Source organism: Mycobacterium gordonae (genome assembly GCF_001417955.2).
Classification (GTDB): Bacteria; Actinomycetota; Actinomycetes; order Mycobacteriales; family Mycobacteriaceae; genus Mycobacterium; species Mycobacterium gordonae_B.
In genome coordinates, this window is record NZ_LKTM01000339.1 from 168,176 (window position 1) to 181,433 (window position 13,258).

The 13,258-nt window shown below is 66.5% G+C and carries 14 protein-coding genes; 6 read left to right on the forward strand and 8 right to left on the reverse strand.

Annotation, left to right across the window (positions count from 1 at the left end; translation table 11 throughout):
- Positions 1-28 precede the first annotated feature (28 nt).
- The 3 genes from AO501_RS24070 to AO501_RS24080 all read left to right on the forward strand — a co-directional run bounded on the left by AO501_RS24070 (position 29) and on the right by AO501_RS24080 (position 1,533).
- Positions 29-481 (forward strand): DUF5994 family protein, encoded by a 453-nt coding sequence (locus tag AO501_RS24070; RefSeq protein WP_055580080.1) that lies wholly within the window; start codon positions 29-31, stop codon positions 479-481.
- 131 nt (positions 482-612) lie between these two features.
- The gene (locus tag AO501_RS24075; RefSeq protein ID WP_231752591.1) at positions 613-942 is read left to right on the forward strand and encodes a DUF3253 domain-containing protein; all 330 of its coding nucleotides are present in this window, start codon (positions 613-615) and stop codon (positions 940-942) included.
- A gap of 42 nt (positions 943-984) precedes the next feature.
- Positions 985-1,533, forward strand: a complete 549-nt coding sequence (locus tag AO501_RS24080) for a thioredoxin family protein (protein ID WP_055580081.1) — start codon at positions 985-987, stop codon at positions 1,531-1,533.
- A gap of 9 nt (positions 1,534-1,542) precedes the next feature.
- Here the strand turns inward: AO501_RS24080 and AO501_RS24085 are convergent, their stop codons facing one another.
- Positions 1,543-2,421, reverse strand: coding sequence for a universal stress protein (locus AO501_RS24085; protein ID WP_055580082.1), 879 nt, complete (start codon positions 2,419-2,421; stop codon positions 1,543-1,545).
- Between the two features lie 209 nt (positions 2,422-2,630).
- Between AO501_RS24085 and AO501_RS24090 the strand changes: the two genes are divergently transcribed.
- Positions 2,631-3,443: a universal stress protein gene (locus AO501_RS24090; RefSeq protein ID WP_055580083.1), complete on the forward strand. Its 813-nt coding sequence runs from the start codon at positions 2,631-2,633 to the stop codon at positions 3,441-3,443.
- Between the two features lie 11 nt (positions 3,444-3,454).
- Here the strand turns inward: AO501_RS24090 and AO501_RS24095 are convergent, their stop codons facing one another.
- The 7 genes from AO501_RS24095 to AO501_RS24125 form a co-directional block, all read right to left on the reverse strand.
- Complete coding sequence (locus AO501_RS24095; RefSeq protein WP_197419939.1) at positions 3,455-5,104, reverse strand: GAF domain-containing sensor histidine kinase; 1,650 nt, start codon at positions 5,102-5,104, stop codon at positions 3,455-3,457.
- A gap of 237 nt (positions 5,105-5,341) precedes the next feature.
- Entirely contained in the window at positions 5,342-6,004 is a 663-nt protein-coding gene (locus tag AO501_RS24100) for a response regulator (protein WP_055580085.1), read from the reverse strand.
- 158 nt (positions 6,005-6,162) lie between these two features.
- The gene (locus AO501_RS24105; protein ID WP_055580086.1) at positions 6,163-6,438 is read right to left on the reverse strand and encodes a hypothetical protein; all 276 of its coding nucleotides are present in this window, start codon (positions 6,436-6,438) and stop codon (positions 6,163-6,165) included.
- Positions 6,439-6,572: 134 nt separating this feature from the next.
- A complete protein-coding gene (locus AO501_RS24110; RefSeq protein WP_055580087.1) occupies positions 6,573-7,391 on the reverse strand; it encodes a universal stress protein in 819 nt (272 codons plus the stop codon).
- Positions 7,392-7,395: 4 nt separating this feature from the next.
- Positions 7,396-8,178, reverse strand: a complete 783-nt coding sequence (locus AO501_RS24115; protein WP_055580088.1) for a universal stress protein — start codon at positions 8,176-8,178, stop codon at positions 7,396-7,398.
- Position 8,179: 1 nt separating this feature from the next.
- Entirely contained in the window at positions 8,180-9,343 is a 1,164-nt protein-coding gene (locus AO501_RS24120; RefSeq protein ID WP_055580089.1) for a site-2 protease family protein, read from the reverse strand.
- Positions 9,344-9,373: 30 nt separating this feature from the next.
- Positions 9,374-10,003: a hypothetical protein gene (locus tag AO501_RS24125; RefSeq protein ID WP_055580090.1), complete on the reverse strand. Its 630-nt coding sequence runs from the start codon at positions 10,001-10,003 to the stop codon at positions 9,374-9,376.
- A gap of 170 nt (positions 10,004-10,173) precedes the next feature.
- Here AO501_RS24125 and AO501_RS24130 point away from each other — a divergent pair, with 170 nt between their 5' ends.
- Positions 10,174-11,571, forward strand: coding sequence for a wax ester/triacylglycerol synthase family O-acyltransferase (locus AO501_RS24130; protein WP_055580091.1), 1,398 nt, complete (start codon positions 10,174-10,176; stop codon positions 11,569-11,571).
- Between the two features lie 13 nt (positions 11,572-11,584).
- Positions 11,585-13,243 carry an HAD hydrolase family protein gene (locus AO501_RS24135; RefSeq protein ID WP_055580129.1) on the forward strand — a complete coding sequence of 553 codons (1,659 nt, stop codon included), beginning with the start codon at positions 11,585-11,587 and terminating at the stop codon, positions 13,241-13,243.
- The last annotated feature ends 15 nt before the right edge of the window (positions 13,244-13,258 follow it).

Genomic DNA, 13,258 nt, shown 5'->3' on the forward strand with positions numbered 1-13,258 from the left:
GTCTCGCGGTCAAGACGGGAGCGTCGTCATGGCGCCGAGAAATGGTCAGTTGGAAGCCGGCAACCGGCACCCCCCACCCGAGCACACACCGCGGCTGAAGCTCAAGCCCAAGGCGCCACTGAGCGGCTATGTCGACGGTGCCTGGCAACCGCGCAGCGACAGGCTTGAAACCGAGCTGCCCGATCTGCTGTCGGTCCTCTCGGTTCGCCTCGGTCCCATTTGCCGGGTGATCTACAACGTGGGCGAATGGCGAAGCTCCCCAGCCAAATTCAGGACCGGCGGTCGGGTGGTACGACTCGACGGATATAGCCGCCAGCCTGCTAACACCGTCGAGATTCTTGGTTTGAATCGCAATAAGGTCGTGCTACTGGTGGTTTCCCCGGAAACTGAGCCGACCCGGGCGCACGCGGTGTTGATGGCCGCTGCCGGGCCCAACAACGCGTCGACGGTCATGGACCTTCTGGAGCGCATCGCGGACTAGAAAGCGGCACCATTCGGCCTAGCCGTTGAAGCGCAACGACTTACGGCTGTGAGTCGTCGGGCTCGGAATACCGGACCCGCTCAGTGGAAAGCACGTCCGGCTAGGACTTGAATGGAAGTATGGTCGACCGAATGCGCGCCGAACTAGGCCGCGCCGTAGACGAAGCAAGACCGGAAGCGCCTTACGCCCAGACCGCCCTGGGTGACGGTCCGGTGGGGCAACGACTGGAGTCCGCGATCCTCGCTCTGGCAGAGCTGCGTGGTCCGGACAGCAGCACCTGCCCGTCGGATGCGGCCCGGGCCGTCGGTGGCAAGCAGTGGCGTGAGCTGATGGACGAGGCGCGCGCCATCGCACGGGAGCTGGCCAAATCCGGCCGCGTGGAAATCACACAACGCGGAAATGTGCTCGATCCCGCCACCGAGTGGCGTGGCCCCATCCGCATCCGCGCCGTCCGGGGCTGACGCTCGCCTCGTCGTGACGGGCCGCCGACGTACGCTGGCGGAATGGCTATCGAATCGACAATGCTCGAGCTCGGCACTCCCGCACCGCACTTCGCCCTGCCCGAACACGCGACCGGCGCCACCCTGAGCCTCGACGACCTGACCGGCCCAGCGCTGGTCGTCACCTTCATCTGCAATCACTGCCCCTACGTCCAGCACGTCGCCGACGGCCTCGCCGAACTGGGCCGCGACCTCGTCGAACGGGGGGTGCCGATGGTCGCCATTTCCAGCAACGACGTCGTGGCGTATCCACAGGACGGTCCCGATCAGATGGTCGCCGAGGCCGAGCGCCACGGCTGGACCTTCCCGTACCTCTACGACGAGAGCCAGGACGTCGCACGCGCGTTCTCGGCCGCCTGCACTCCCGACACATTCGTGTTCGACGCTGACCGTCGCCTGGTTTATCGGGGTCAGCTCGACGATTCCCGGCCCAAGAACGAACTGCCGGTAACGGCGGCCGACGTACGTGGCGCGGTGGAAGCGGTCCTTGCCGGACGGCCGGTCGACCCGAATCAGCGACCGTCGATCGGCTGCGGCATCAAGTGGCGTTGAGGCCGGCCGTCAGGACTGGTGCGCCACGATCACCGGCGCCCGCACCGCGTGCACCACGCCGTTACTGACCGACCCCAGCAGCATGCCGGACAGGCCGCCTCGGCCGTGGCTGCCGACGACGACGAGCTGCGCGCGTTCGGACTCTTCGATCAGGGCGCGACCGGGATGGTCGAGAACGATCACCCGGTTGACCTTGACGTCGGGATACCGCTCCTGCCACCCCGCCAGGTACTCGGCCAGGTTGCGCTCGGCTTCCTCGCGCCATTCCAGCCAGGGCAACTGGTAAACCGCCATGTCGCTCCAGGCGTGCACAGCGGTGAGTTCGACCCCGCGTCGTGATGCTTCATCAAGGGCGAGGGCCAGCGCGTGCTCAGAAGTCGGGGAGCAGTCGATGCCCACCACTACCGGCGCGCTCTTGGACTGCGGCATCCACGAGGCTTCCTCGCGGATGATGGCGACCGGGCACTTCGCACTGTGCGCCACACCCGAGCTGACCGACCCCAGCAGGACGCGCTCGACCGCGCTGCGCCCGGTGGAACCCACCACGACCATCTCGGCGTCCCGAGACATCTCGATCAGGGTGGGTACCGGGGCCGACGCCTTCACTTCGCTGGTTATGCCGATCGTCCGGTCCGTCGACAGGGCGTCCTCGGCGATCTTGACCGCGTGCTCGAGAAGCTCGCGGCCATCGTCCTTCTGCCACAACGTGACTCCCGCCGCCGTCGGCACCTGCGGATACGCCGGCACGACCGGGTTGTACATGTGGACCAGGGTCAGTGGGACGTGTCGCATCGCCGCCTCATGGGCCGCCCAGAAGACGGCGGCATTGGATGCGGCCGATCCGTCGACGCCGACGACGACGCCATAACGAGTCACGGTGCCAGACATGGTGTCCTCCTTCGACGCCTGATCTGTGACGCCCTGACTATGACGCTATTGCTCCGGAGGTGTCTGGTCACGGGCCTTAAGTCCTCGACCGCGTAAGTCGTGAGACCCTTCGTTGTTGCGGCCCAAGCCCGCTCACGGGACCAAATTCGCGCCGCCAGGTGCCAAACGACCCTGCCGGCAGGCCCAAATCGCACGATAGCGTCTGCGCTATGGACCACAAAGAGTCCCCGAGGTCGGTAGTGGTGGGAATCGACGGGTCGGACGCGGCGATCAACGCCGCCCGGTGGGCCGTTCCAGAGGCCGGCGCCCTCGACATCCCACTGCGTCTGGTCTATGCCGTCACGCCACCTCCGGCGGACGCGCCCCCGGGGGAAGAAAACCTCGACACCGAGTACGGTGAGACCGCACTGCGTGCCGCCTGTGCCGCGGTGCACGCGACCGGGCAGCCGGTGAAAATCGAGACCGACCTGGTGACCGGCTTGCCCGGGCGGGTCTTGATTGACGAATCCCGCAGTGCGGCAATGGTTTGCGTCGGCTCCGTGGGCATCGGACGCTTCGCACGGCGGGTGCTGGGTTCCACCGCCGAGGAGGTGGCGCGGGGCGCGTTGTGCCCAGCGGCCGTCATCCGGACGAGTCGCGGCGCCGAAGCGCCGGCCTCCGGCTCGATCGCCGTCGTCGTCGACGATTCCGCGGACAACGACCTGGTGCTCGAGCACGGCTTCCGGGAAGCAGGGCTGCGGTCCGCACCGATCCTGGCGCTCGGCGTGTGGCGCTGGGGATTTGGCGAGATCCCCTACTCCCAGCTGGAGCACCGGCTGGGCCGGTGGGTGAACCAGTACCCCGGTGTGCATGTCCGCCCGGCCGCCGCCCGCGACGGTGCCGCCGAATTCCTCGGCGACACACAAGAACCCGTGCACCTTGCGGTGATAGGCGCCGGCGACGCGGGCAAGGTCGCCAAAATGGTGGGGCCGCTCGATCCCCATTTCGGGCACGCCGGACGTTCGGTGCTGGTGGTGCGCTGACCGCGGACCGATCAGCCCACGGGCAGCGGCACCGTCCAATGGACCCGGGTCCCGTCGGCAGGCGAACTGCTGACTTCGCAAGTGCCACCGAGTTGTTGAGCCCGATGCTCCAGGTTCGCCAGACCACTGCGCCGGCGATTGTCGGCCGGGACGCCGTGGCCGTTGTCGCTGATCGTCATGGTGAACATGTCGGCGGCACTGACCTCGATGGTCAGCCTCGAAGCGCCGGAATGCCGAATCACGTTGCTGATCGCCTCTGTCGCAACGGCTTCCGCGTGATCGGCGAGCTCACCGTCGACCGCGCTCATGGGGCCGTCCATGTGGACGGTGGTGTAGATGTCGCGGTCGTCGGTGAGATCCGCGACGATCCGCTGCAGACGGTGCCGGAAGCCCCCGTCGGACCCCACCGGCAGCTTCAGCTGGAAGATCGTCGTGCGAATCTCTTCGATGATCTTCTGTAAGTCATCGAGCGTGCGGTTGAGCCGGTCGGCGACTTCGGGCGAGCGGGCCCGGGCCAGTGTCCCCTGTAGATCCATTCCGGCGGCGAAGAGTCGTTGGATGACGTGGTCATGGAGGTCGTGGGCGATCCGCTCCCGCTCGGCCAAAATCGTCAGCTGCCGCGCGTTCTCCCGCCCTGACGCCAGCATCAGCGCTATCGCGGCATGGGTGGCGAACTGGCCGACCAGATCGAGGTCGCTGTCCTCGAACGGCGGCTGATAGGCGTCGCGGGCAAGGGCCAGCACGCCCGCCGTCTGATCGTGGGCACGCAGCGGCATGACGATCGCAGAGCGCTGACCGACGTCGGTGAAAGCCTGGATCGGATAGCTCAACGACTCGGTGATCAACGGTTTGCCCGAGCGAAACACGGCACCGCTGGTAGAGCCGTCCACCGGAACCCGCTGCCCGATCACCTCGTCGGCGTGCCTGCCGACCGCCGCGGAGACCACCAGTGTGTCCGCTTCGTCCAACGGCAGGTCGCTGTCGATGGGCACCAGGACGATCCCCTGCTCCGATCCGGTAAGGGTGCGGGCGCGCTCGGCGATCAGCTGCAAGGGACGTCGGTGGGCATGATCGCCGGCCAGCAGCGCGGTGGTGATTTCACGACTCGCCTCCATCCACTTGACGGAGGTCCGCTCGCGCTCGAAGACCTGCGCGTTGTCGATGGCCACCGCCGCGGCGAACGCCAACGCGCGAGCCGCGAACTCGTCGGACTCGGTGAACGTTCGGCCCGGGTCGACGTGGGTCAGATAGAGGCTGCCGAACACCACCCCGCGGATCATGATCGGGACACCGAGAAATGCGCGCATCGGTGGGTGGTGCTCGGGAAAGCCCACCGCAGCCGGATGGCGGGTCAGGTCTTCCAGCCGAAGCGCGGGCGTCTCGACGAGCGAGACGCCCAGAACGCCCTTGCCCACCGGCAGATGGCCGATCTTGTGGGCCTTCTCGTCGTCGATGCCCGAATGGACGAACCTGAGCAGTGTGCCTTCAGGATCGCGGACGGCAAGCGCGCCGTATGGCGCCGACGTCAGCTCCCGGGCCGCGTGAATGATTCTGAGCAACGTCGCGTCGAGGTCGAGGTCCGAACCGATCTCGACGATCACCCGGAGCAGCTGTTCCATCTGGTCGCGGGCCGCCATCAATTCGTCGAGTTGCTGGTGCATCCTGGTCACAAGTCCAGGCTGACCGAGGCCAGCAAAAGCTGACCCGTGCTCGTCTTTGCCCACCCGAGCTGTACCTCCAAGACGATCCTTGGCTTCCGGCGGTGCACGGCACGCCCGATGCCGCTGATCAGCTTAATCACATCGGCGTCAGGCGGCCACCGACCCTGCCAGCCTGTCAGACAGCGGTTGTCACACTTGTCCGCCGGACGCACGCACTGGTCGCAAAACGAAAAATTTCTATCGGCCGTGCGGTGGTGTTCGCGAACCGGACTCGGTGCCCAGCCGGGACGCGAACACCGCCGCTTGCGTGCGCCGTTCCATACCCAGTTTGGCCAGCAAACGCGACACGTAATTTTTCACGGTCTTCTCGGCGAGATACATCCGGTCCGCGATCTGCCTGTTGGTCAGACCCTCGCCCAGCAGGCCGAGGAGCGTCCGCTCCTGTTCGGTCAGCGCGGCCAGCGGATCCTTCTTCTCCCCGCCACCGCGCAGCTTCGCCATCAGGGCTGCCGCGGCCCGATTGTCGAGTAGGGACTTGCCCGCTCCGACCTCTTTGATCGCTCGCGCCAGTTCCAGGCCTTTGATGTCCTTCACGACATAGCCGCTGGCACCGGCCAGAATCGCCTCCAGCATCGCTTCATCGGAGGTGAACGATGTCAGCATCAGGCAGCGCAGCTCCGTAACGGCGGACAGCAGGTCGCGGCACAATTCGATGCCGTTTCCATCCGGGAGTCGCACGTCCAGGACCGCGACGTCAGGCTTCAAAGCCGGAATCCTGGCCATGGCTTCGGATACGGACCCCGCTTCGCCGATCACTTCGAGCTCAGGGTCGCTGGCAAGAAGGTCGACCAGTCCCCGCCGAACCACTTCATGGTCATCGACCAAGAAAACCTTCACCATTGCGAATTCCTCCCTGGCTGACCGTGCGAAATCACGCTGAAAAGCAGCAGGTCAACTTCTGCCATCATGATTCACGCAACGCCAGCTTAAATCCAATGGCACCGCCTAGATTTTTCCGGCGCGCCGGTCACCCGTCAGCGCCTCGTTGCCGAAGCCGCTCAATTCGCGGGTGCTGGTCGACCCGGCGCTTCGGTCGTGCCGGCGCGGGCCGCGTCACCGATATGGACCATCACCCGCTCCAGCACCAGGTCGTAGGCATCACCGTCTTCGACCAGGCAGTCCAGGCCGCGACGATGCAGAAATCCTTCCAGACGCCGATCAAGGGTCCAATCGATATAGGCGCTGTCGGCGTAGGCCGACTTCAAGAATTGGCGCGCAAGCTCATCCGCGCTGGACGCAGTCACCAATGACCGATCTCCAGTTCTGGCAGCCATTCACACTCCCCTGCGGGCCCCGACACCCCTCGACAGCAACCGGCACAACCATCCTCACGATGATCGGGGCGCCCGGATAGGGTCCGAAGTCACCTCGTTGGCCCTCCTCGTTGACTGGGCGGGCGGTCGCAGATTCACAGATTCGGACGATCGACGATCAGCAGCGAGCAATCCGCGTGGTGCAGCACCGCATTGCCGGCCGGCCCCAGCAGTTGCGTCACCACGTCCTGGTTGCGGTGCCCGATCACCACCATCCGCACGTGTCGGCCTTGACCGGCCAGATAATCGACCAAACTCCCGCGTGAAACCGCCCCCCGGACGTCGACATCTGGATAGTGCCGTCGCCACCGCTCCAGTCGGCGGTCCGGATAGTCGCATCCGGCCCGTTGCCCATAGCTGATTGCGCGAAGCGGTAAATCGCGCAGCCGGGCTTCCTCCATGGCAGTCCTCATCACGGCATCGGAGTCGGCGGCCGCATGAGAGTCCACGGCGATCCAGTGCTCATCGCGCCTGGCCCGGTCACCGTGACGGCGAATAACGGCGACCGGGCAGTGTGCCGCTTGGGCTACCGTCGCCGCGGTCGAGCCGGCCCGTTCTGGACGGAAGTGGTGCAATCCAACGGCCCCGACGCACACCATGACCGCCGAAGCCGATGCTCGCGTCAGTGCGACGGTCGGCGGTTCTTGGGCGATCTCGATCTCGATCCGGACGGGCTTGTCCGCCGCCTCGGCGGTCACGCCCGCATAGCGCACGGCGTTCTCCGCGATGGCCAGTTTGCGAGCCACCCGGTCCGGCGGAATCTCCGGAACGTCGTCCGGTTCTATCGCGTAGAGCAGCCGCAGCGGGATGTCCCTCGCGACCGCTTCATCCACCGCCCACACCGCTGCGTCGATGGCCGCCCGCGAGCCATCGATCCCGACGACGATGGAACGGTGGCCGGCCGGCACATACATTGCGCTACCCGCGGACCACGAGCACCGAGCATTGGGGATGTGCGAACAGCGCATGCCCCGAGGGGCCGACGAGGCGTGCCAGCTGATCGGCTTCGTCGCTGCCGATGACCGCCAACTGCACTCGCTCGTCGTTGGCGCTCAAGAACTTGGCGATCGCGGACCGTGTTGTGATGGGGTAGACACGAACCTCGGGATTGATCTGCTGCCAGGCCCGCACCCGCCGTTCGAACTCTCCGTCGGTGTGCTCGGTCAGTTCCTCGGGGCGGCCGCCCAGCACGAGCAGAGGCGCCTTGCGCAGCTTCGCCTCCCAGGCCGCATATTCGACGACAGCGTCGTTGTCGTCGGTCATTCTTACGATGATCCAATTGACCGGCGGCTGTTCGGTGTCGGTCCGCAGGACCGCGACCGGGCAGTAAGCCTTTTCCGCGAGATCGGCTGCAGTCGAACCCAACAGCGCGCGGGCGTAACGCCCGATGCCCACCGAGCCGACGCAGATCATCTCGGCATCGCGTGACGCCTCGATCAGAACCGTTGCCGCCGGCCCCCGTTCGATATCGGTCGTGACCTCGACGGATTTCGCTGCGGCCTCGATCGCCAATTGTGCTGTCTTGAGTGACTTTTCGGCGTGGCCGAGGTCTCGGGCGTAGTCATCCGCCGACGAGTGGGTCTGGCTGATCACGGCGATGAGGTGCAACTGCCGGCCGCGGCCTATGGCTTCATCGACACCCCACAGCGCGGCCGCGATGGCTGCCTCGGATCCGTCGATTCCGACGATGATCGGCTTCATCTCACATCTCCCTGGACTCGACCGGTGTTGGAACAGCTTGAGGACTGGCGATCCGGTACACGTCGATCAACCGGGCGACGTCCCCCGATGTGACGATGCCGACCACTTTGCCCCCCTCCATCACGAGGGCACGGCTGCGTGGACCGACCGGTGTCATCCTCTGCAGCAACGCATTCAGTGGCTCGCCCGGCGCTGCGACCGGAACGTTCTGCAGGGGCACGGCAACGTCGCGCACCCTCGTCGTCGCACGCAGACCGGGCGCGACATCGCGCAGCTGTCGCAGGGTGACCAGGCCGACGGTCGATCCGTTTCGATCGGTGATCGGGTACGCGGAGTGACGATCTCCGAGCACGTAACACTCGATGAAGTCCTCAACGGAGATCCAGTCGGGCGCGGTGTGCGGTTTCGGTGTCATCGCATCAGCCACGCACATTCCGCCGAACATCTGTTGGTTCGTCGCCTGCACTTCCTCCTCGCGTGCGGCCGCGAGAATGAACCAGCCGATGAACGCCAGCCAGACGCCGCTGATCAGACCGCCCACCACAAATTCGGCCAGGCCCAGGGTGATCAGCACAATGGCCACGATCCGCCCGGCACGCGCCGCCCCGACAGCGGCGCGCACTCTGTCGCCGTGGCGCTGCCAGAGGAGGGCACGCACGACCCGTCCACCGTCCAGCGGAGCCCCCGGCAGCAGGTTGAACAGGCCCAGTAGCAGGTTTACCGCAGACAGCCACCACGCGACGCTCACCACGATCACCGCGATGTGGGCTGATTCCAACGTGATTGCCAGTCCGGCGAAAGCCACTGACAGCGCCAGACTGGTGGCGGGCCCGGCGACCGCGATCCGGAAAGCGGCCTTGGGGGTCGGCGCTTCGCCCTGCAATGTCGTCACACCGCCGAACAGCCACAGCGTGACGCTGTCCGTCGTCACGCCCACCCGGCGAGCGACCAACGCGTGTGCGAGTTCGTGCGCGAGCAGCGAACTCAACAGCACCAGCGCTCCGCACGCGCCGGCAGCCCAGTACGCCCCACGCGGATAACCCGCCACATCGTGGGGCAAGGTGGTTGCCAGGCTCCAGGTGAACAACCACAGGATCACGATGACGCTCCAATGGGCGTTCACCCGCAACCCTGCAATCCGTCCGAGCGGAATGGTGTCGCGCACGGTGGAACCTCCCAGGATCTACGTTGGGCCTCAGGACTTTTCAGAGGCCGGGCCCGCCGCACTGACGGGGGTGGAGTCTGCGCGTTCCGCGCGGTGCTTGGTGCCGAGCAGCCATCCCCTGGTGCCCATCGCGATCACCGGTCTGGCGAGTTCCATCGCGAAGACCTCTCCGGGATGACGTAATGCGATCCTGGCCCGGGCGAGCAGCCGCACCCGGTCCTCCCAGTGCGGCTGCACGTGAAACGACAGGACCGCACTCCAGCTCGGGCGGGATTGTTCGGTCCGGAACACCACGTATTGCTCGGGCACGACTTCTTCAACCGTCAGGGTCACGCCGTCGGGTAGGCCGAGCCAGCCCGCCGGCGCCAGGCGGAGCCGGTCGCCCACCGCGAGCGGGCGGCCGGCCGGCTGCGGCTGGTCAGTGTCATCAGCCGCGGAGACAAACGGATTCTTCTGCAGTTGCGGCCAGACCGCGAACGCCGGTGCGTCGATGTAGACCGCCTCGGTGACCTGGATGGCCGGATCCCCGACCAGGGCGTCGCCCGGTAACCGCATCTGGGTTTCCGCTTTGGTGGTGCCCCAGTTGCGGTAATAACGGCGCGCACAGTAGAGCGCGCCCAGCAACGCGGTCGCCTCCGCGAGGCGCCTGATCGTGGTCATGGTGTCAGTTTGCGCCGGGTGGCAGGTGCTCGGCGAGGGTCATTGGTCCTCGTCGAAGCCGCCAAAATGCTCCGGGTTCCTCCGGCGCCGTTGGGGACCAACGGCACTACCGAGGGCGACTTACGGCACGGATAGTGGTGCCGGTAAGGGGATGCGGAGGTGCGTGCAATATGGATCGCCTGTCAACGGTGGAAGCAAGTTTTCTCGAGGCAGAAGATGCCGACCGGCACCTGAGTATGGCGATTGGGGCGCTGGCCGTGATCGACGGACCCGGCCCGGGCCGCGACGAACTCATCGCCGCGCTGTCCGACCGTCTGGGCAGCGTGCCCCGGCTCCGGCAGGTGGTGCACCAGCGCCCCTTGCAGGTTGCCGCGCCGGAATTGGTGGTCGACAACAACTTCGACATCACCCACCATGTGCGCTGGGCGGTCGTGCCGCAGCCCGCGGACGAGTCCGCGTTGTTCCGAACGGTGACCGATCTGATGGAGCGCCGCCTGGATCGCGACCATCCGCTGTGGGAATGCTGGGTCATCGACGGTCTGCCCGAGCGTCGATGGGTCGTGCTGCTGAAGATTCATCATTGTCTGGCAGACGAAGTCACCACCCTAAGGGTGTTGACGAGCATCTCCGACTCGGGCGCTGGTGCTCTGTGCGAGACCCTTGCCGGCGAGCCGGCGTCGCCGTTCAAGGGCGCAGGGTTGCGGACCAACCCGGTGACGTGGGCCAGAGGGATCTGGCGGGCGTCTATGGTCGGGACCGAGATCGCCGGTCAAACGGCAAAGCAGGTAACCGAATTCGTTGCCCGCCTGCTCGGCTCGACCGGTGGCTCGCAGCGGCCGGGACACGTGGCCGGCGCACGGGGTTACAGCGCGGTCCGCGTTCCCCTCAAAGACGTCGACACGGTGTGCGAGGTCTTCGGCGTCACGCGCAACGACGTCACCCTTGCCGCGATCACCGACAGCTTTCGCGCTGTGCTGCTGCGCCACGGTCAGCAGCCGCGGCGCAACTCGCTGCGCACGCTGATCCCGGTGTCGCTGGGTTCACCGGAACCCATGGACCGCATTGACATTCGGGCCTCGGCGATGCTCCCCTTCCTGCCGATCGAGCAGAAGGATCCGGTGAAACGCCTGCGCCTCATCCACGCCAGGCAGAGTCGGCCCGAGGGAGACGGGGGCTCGCATACCGCGGACAACCTGGCCGACCGTCTACCGTTCATGTTGAGCGCGTGGAGCATTCGGCTGCTCATGCGGCTACCGCAGCGCAGCATCGTCACACTCGCCGCGTACGTGCCAGGCCCCCGGCAGCGCCTGCAGGTGCTGGGGCGGCCCGTGGAGATGCTGTTGCCGATACCACCCACCGCGGCGCCCTTGAGCACCGTCGTCAGCACCCTGAGCTATGTCGACGAACTGGTGCTGGGCATCACCGCCGACGCCGACGCGACTCCGGATGCCGACGAGATTGCAGGGGGGATCGAGCTCGGGGTCGCACGCCTGCTCGCCCGGGCCCTGGCCCGGCGGCGGTCGGGGACCAGACGTGTTCGGCGACCGGCCCGGCCGGGTTCCCGATAGCGCGGCTACGGACGTGACGTTCTTCAAGGTGGTCGCGCTGGATCTGGATGGGACCCTGACCACGGCAGGCCACCTGGCACCGGAAGCGCTGGCGGCGATCGAAGAGGCGCGACGCAACGGCCTGGCGATCGTGCTCGTATCCGGCCGCATCTTGGCCGAACTGCGAGCCGACTTCCCACAGATAGCCGACTACGTGGATGCGATGGTGCTGGAAAACGGTGCGGTCACGGTCGTCGACGGACTGAGCCACGCATTGGCTCCGCCGGTGGACGGGGGCCTCACACAGGCCCTCAGCGATCGGGGCGTTCCCTACCGCCACGGCGAGGTGATCCTCGCGATCGACGGTGAGCACACGCCCGCTGTCCTCGACCTGATCGGTGCGCTGGGGCTGGACTACCAGATCATCCGCAACCGCTCCGCACTCATGGTGCTGCCGGCCGGAATCACCAAAGGCACCGGGCTGGCCGCGATGCTGGCGGCGATGAATCTGTCCCCGCACAACGCCGTAGCTGTCGGGGACGCCGAGAACGATTTGGCGCTCTTCGGCGTCGCCGAGATCGGCGTGGCCGTCAGCAACGCGGTGTCCTCGGTGCGGCGATGCGCCGATCTGACGTTGGACAAACCGAACGGCACCGGGGTGGCTGAGCTGCTGGCGGGTCCCTATCTCACTGGGGCACAACGCTGGTGCCCGACACGGCGCTGGATCGCGGTAGGCACCTTTGACGACCTGACACCGGCCCGGGTGCCGGGAAGCCAGGGCCGGGTGGTGATCACCGGGCCCGCCGCCTCCGGCAAGAGCCACCTGGTCGGGCTGCTGGCCGAACGGTGGATCCTGGCCAATTACTCTGTGCTGCTGCTCGATCCCGAGGGAGACCACATACACCTGCAACAGCTCGGTCAGGTGCAGGTGGTCGACGCCGGTCAGCACCTGCCCGAGCCGGCTGTCCTGGTGAACACCCTACGGCCACAGACCAGCATCGTGGTGGACATGTCCGGGCTGACCGAGGCGAGCAACAGTGATTACATGCACCGGTTGCGGCTGACGGCCGAGGCGTATCGCGAGGAGCACGGATTTCCCCACTGGGTGATCTACGACGAGGCGCATCTGCTCGGCGCGGAGGAACACGCACACTGGACCCGGCGGGGCGGCTACGTGCTTTCATCGTTTGCCCCGGCTGCCCTGCCGGCCAAGGAAATCGACAACAGTGATGTCCTCCTGACCCTGATGCCGCCGGCCACCCCGGCAGACATCGATTCCGGGAGGCGGGCGACCGTTCAATTCGGCTCCGGCCCGCCCCGCATTTTCACCATCGCCGACCGGTTGACCACGCACGTGCGGCACGGCCACAAGTACGCCGATGTCCGCCTGCCCCAGGAGCGACAGTTCTACTTCCACAGCGCCGCCGGAATCCCGGTCGCCCCCGCGGCGACGTTGCACGATTTCTGCACTGCGATAGCGCATCTCGACCAGCGAGCGCTCGAGTACCATCTGGCACGGGGCGATTTCTCGCGGTGGCTGGACGGCACCATCACGGACAAGGACCTGGCTGCGAAAGTGGCTGCGTGGGAGGACGAACTGGAGGCACACCGCGCCGCCGACCTGGAACGGATCAGGCACAAGCTGGTCCAGGCGGTCGAGGAGCGGTATCTGCCGGCGGTGGAACTGCGCTGAGGACTTCCGGCCCTA

Excerpts from the sequence above, each read along its gene's own strand:
- AO501_RS24070 (WP_055580080.1), top strand. The coding sequence starts at position 29 with ATGGCGCCGAGAAATGGTCAGTTGGAAGCCGGCAACCGGCACCCCCCA.
- AO501_RS24090 (WP_055580083.1), top strand. The coding sequence starts at position 2,631 with ATGGACCACAAAGAGTCCCCGAGGTCGGTAGTGGTGGGAATCGACGGG.
- AO501_RS24100 (WP_055580085.1), bottom strand. The coding sequence starts at position 6,004 with ATGGTGAAGGTTTTCTTGGTCGATGACCATGAAGTGGTTCGGCGGGGA.
- AO501_RS24110 (WP_055580087.1), bottom strand. The coding sequence starts at position 7,391 with ATGTATGTGCCGGCCGGCCACCGTTCCATCGTCGTCGGGATCGATGGC.
- AO501_RS24105 (WP_055580086.1), bottom strand. The coding sequence starts at position 6,438 with ATGGCTGCCAGAACTGGAGATCGGTCATTGGTGACTGCGTCCAGCGCG.
- AO501_RS24085 (WP_055580082.1), bottom strand. The coding sequence starts at position 2,421 with ATGTCTGGCACCGTGACTCGTTATGGCGTCGTCGTCGGCGTCGACGGA.
- AO501_RS24075 (WP_231752591.1), top strand. The coding sequence starts at position 613 with ATGCGCGCCGAACTAGGCCGCGCCGTAGACGAAGCAAGACCGGAAGCG.
- AO501_RS24095 (WP_197419939.1), bottom strand. The coding sequence starts at position 5,104 with ATGCACCAGCAACTCGACGAATTGATGGCGGCCCGCGACCAGATGGAA.
- AO501_RS24125 (WP_055580090.1), bottom strand. The coding sequence starts at position 10,003 with ATGACCACGATCAGGCGCCTCGCGGAGGCGACCGCGTTGCTGGGCGCG.
- AO501_RS24080 (WP_055580081.1), top strand. The coding sequence starts at position 985 with ATGGCTATCGAATCGACAATGCTCGAGCTCGGCACTCCCGCACCGCAC.
- AO501_RS24115 (WP_055580088.1), bottom strand. The coding sequence starts at position 8,178 with ATGAAGCCGATCATCGTCGGAATCGACGGATCCGAGGCAGCCATCGCG.
- AO501_RS24130 (WP_055580091.1), top strand. The coding sequence starts at position 10,174 with ATGGATCGCCTGTCAACGGTGGAAGCAAGTTTTCTCGAGGCAGAAGAT.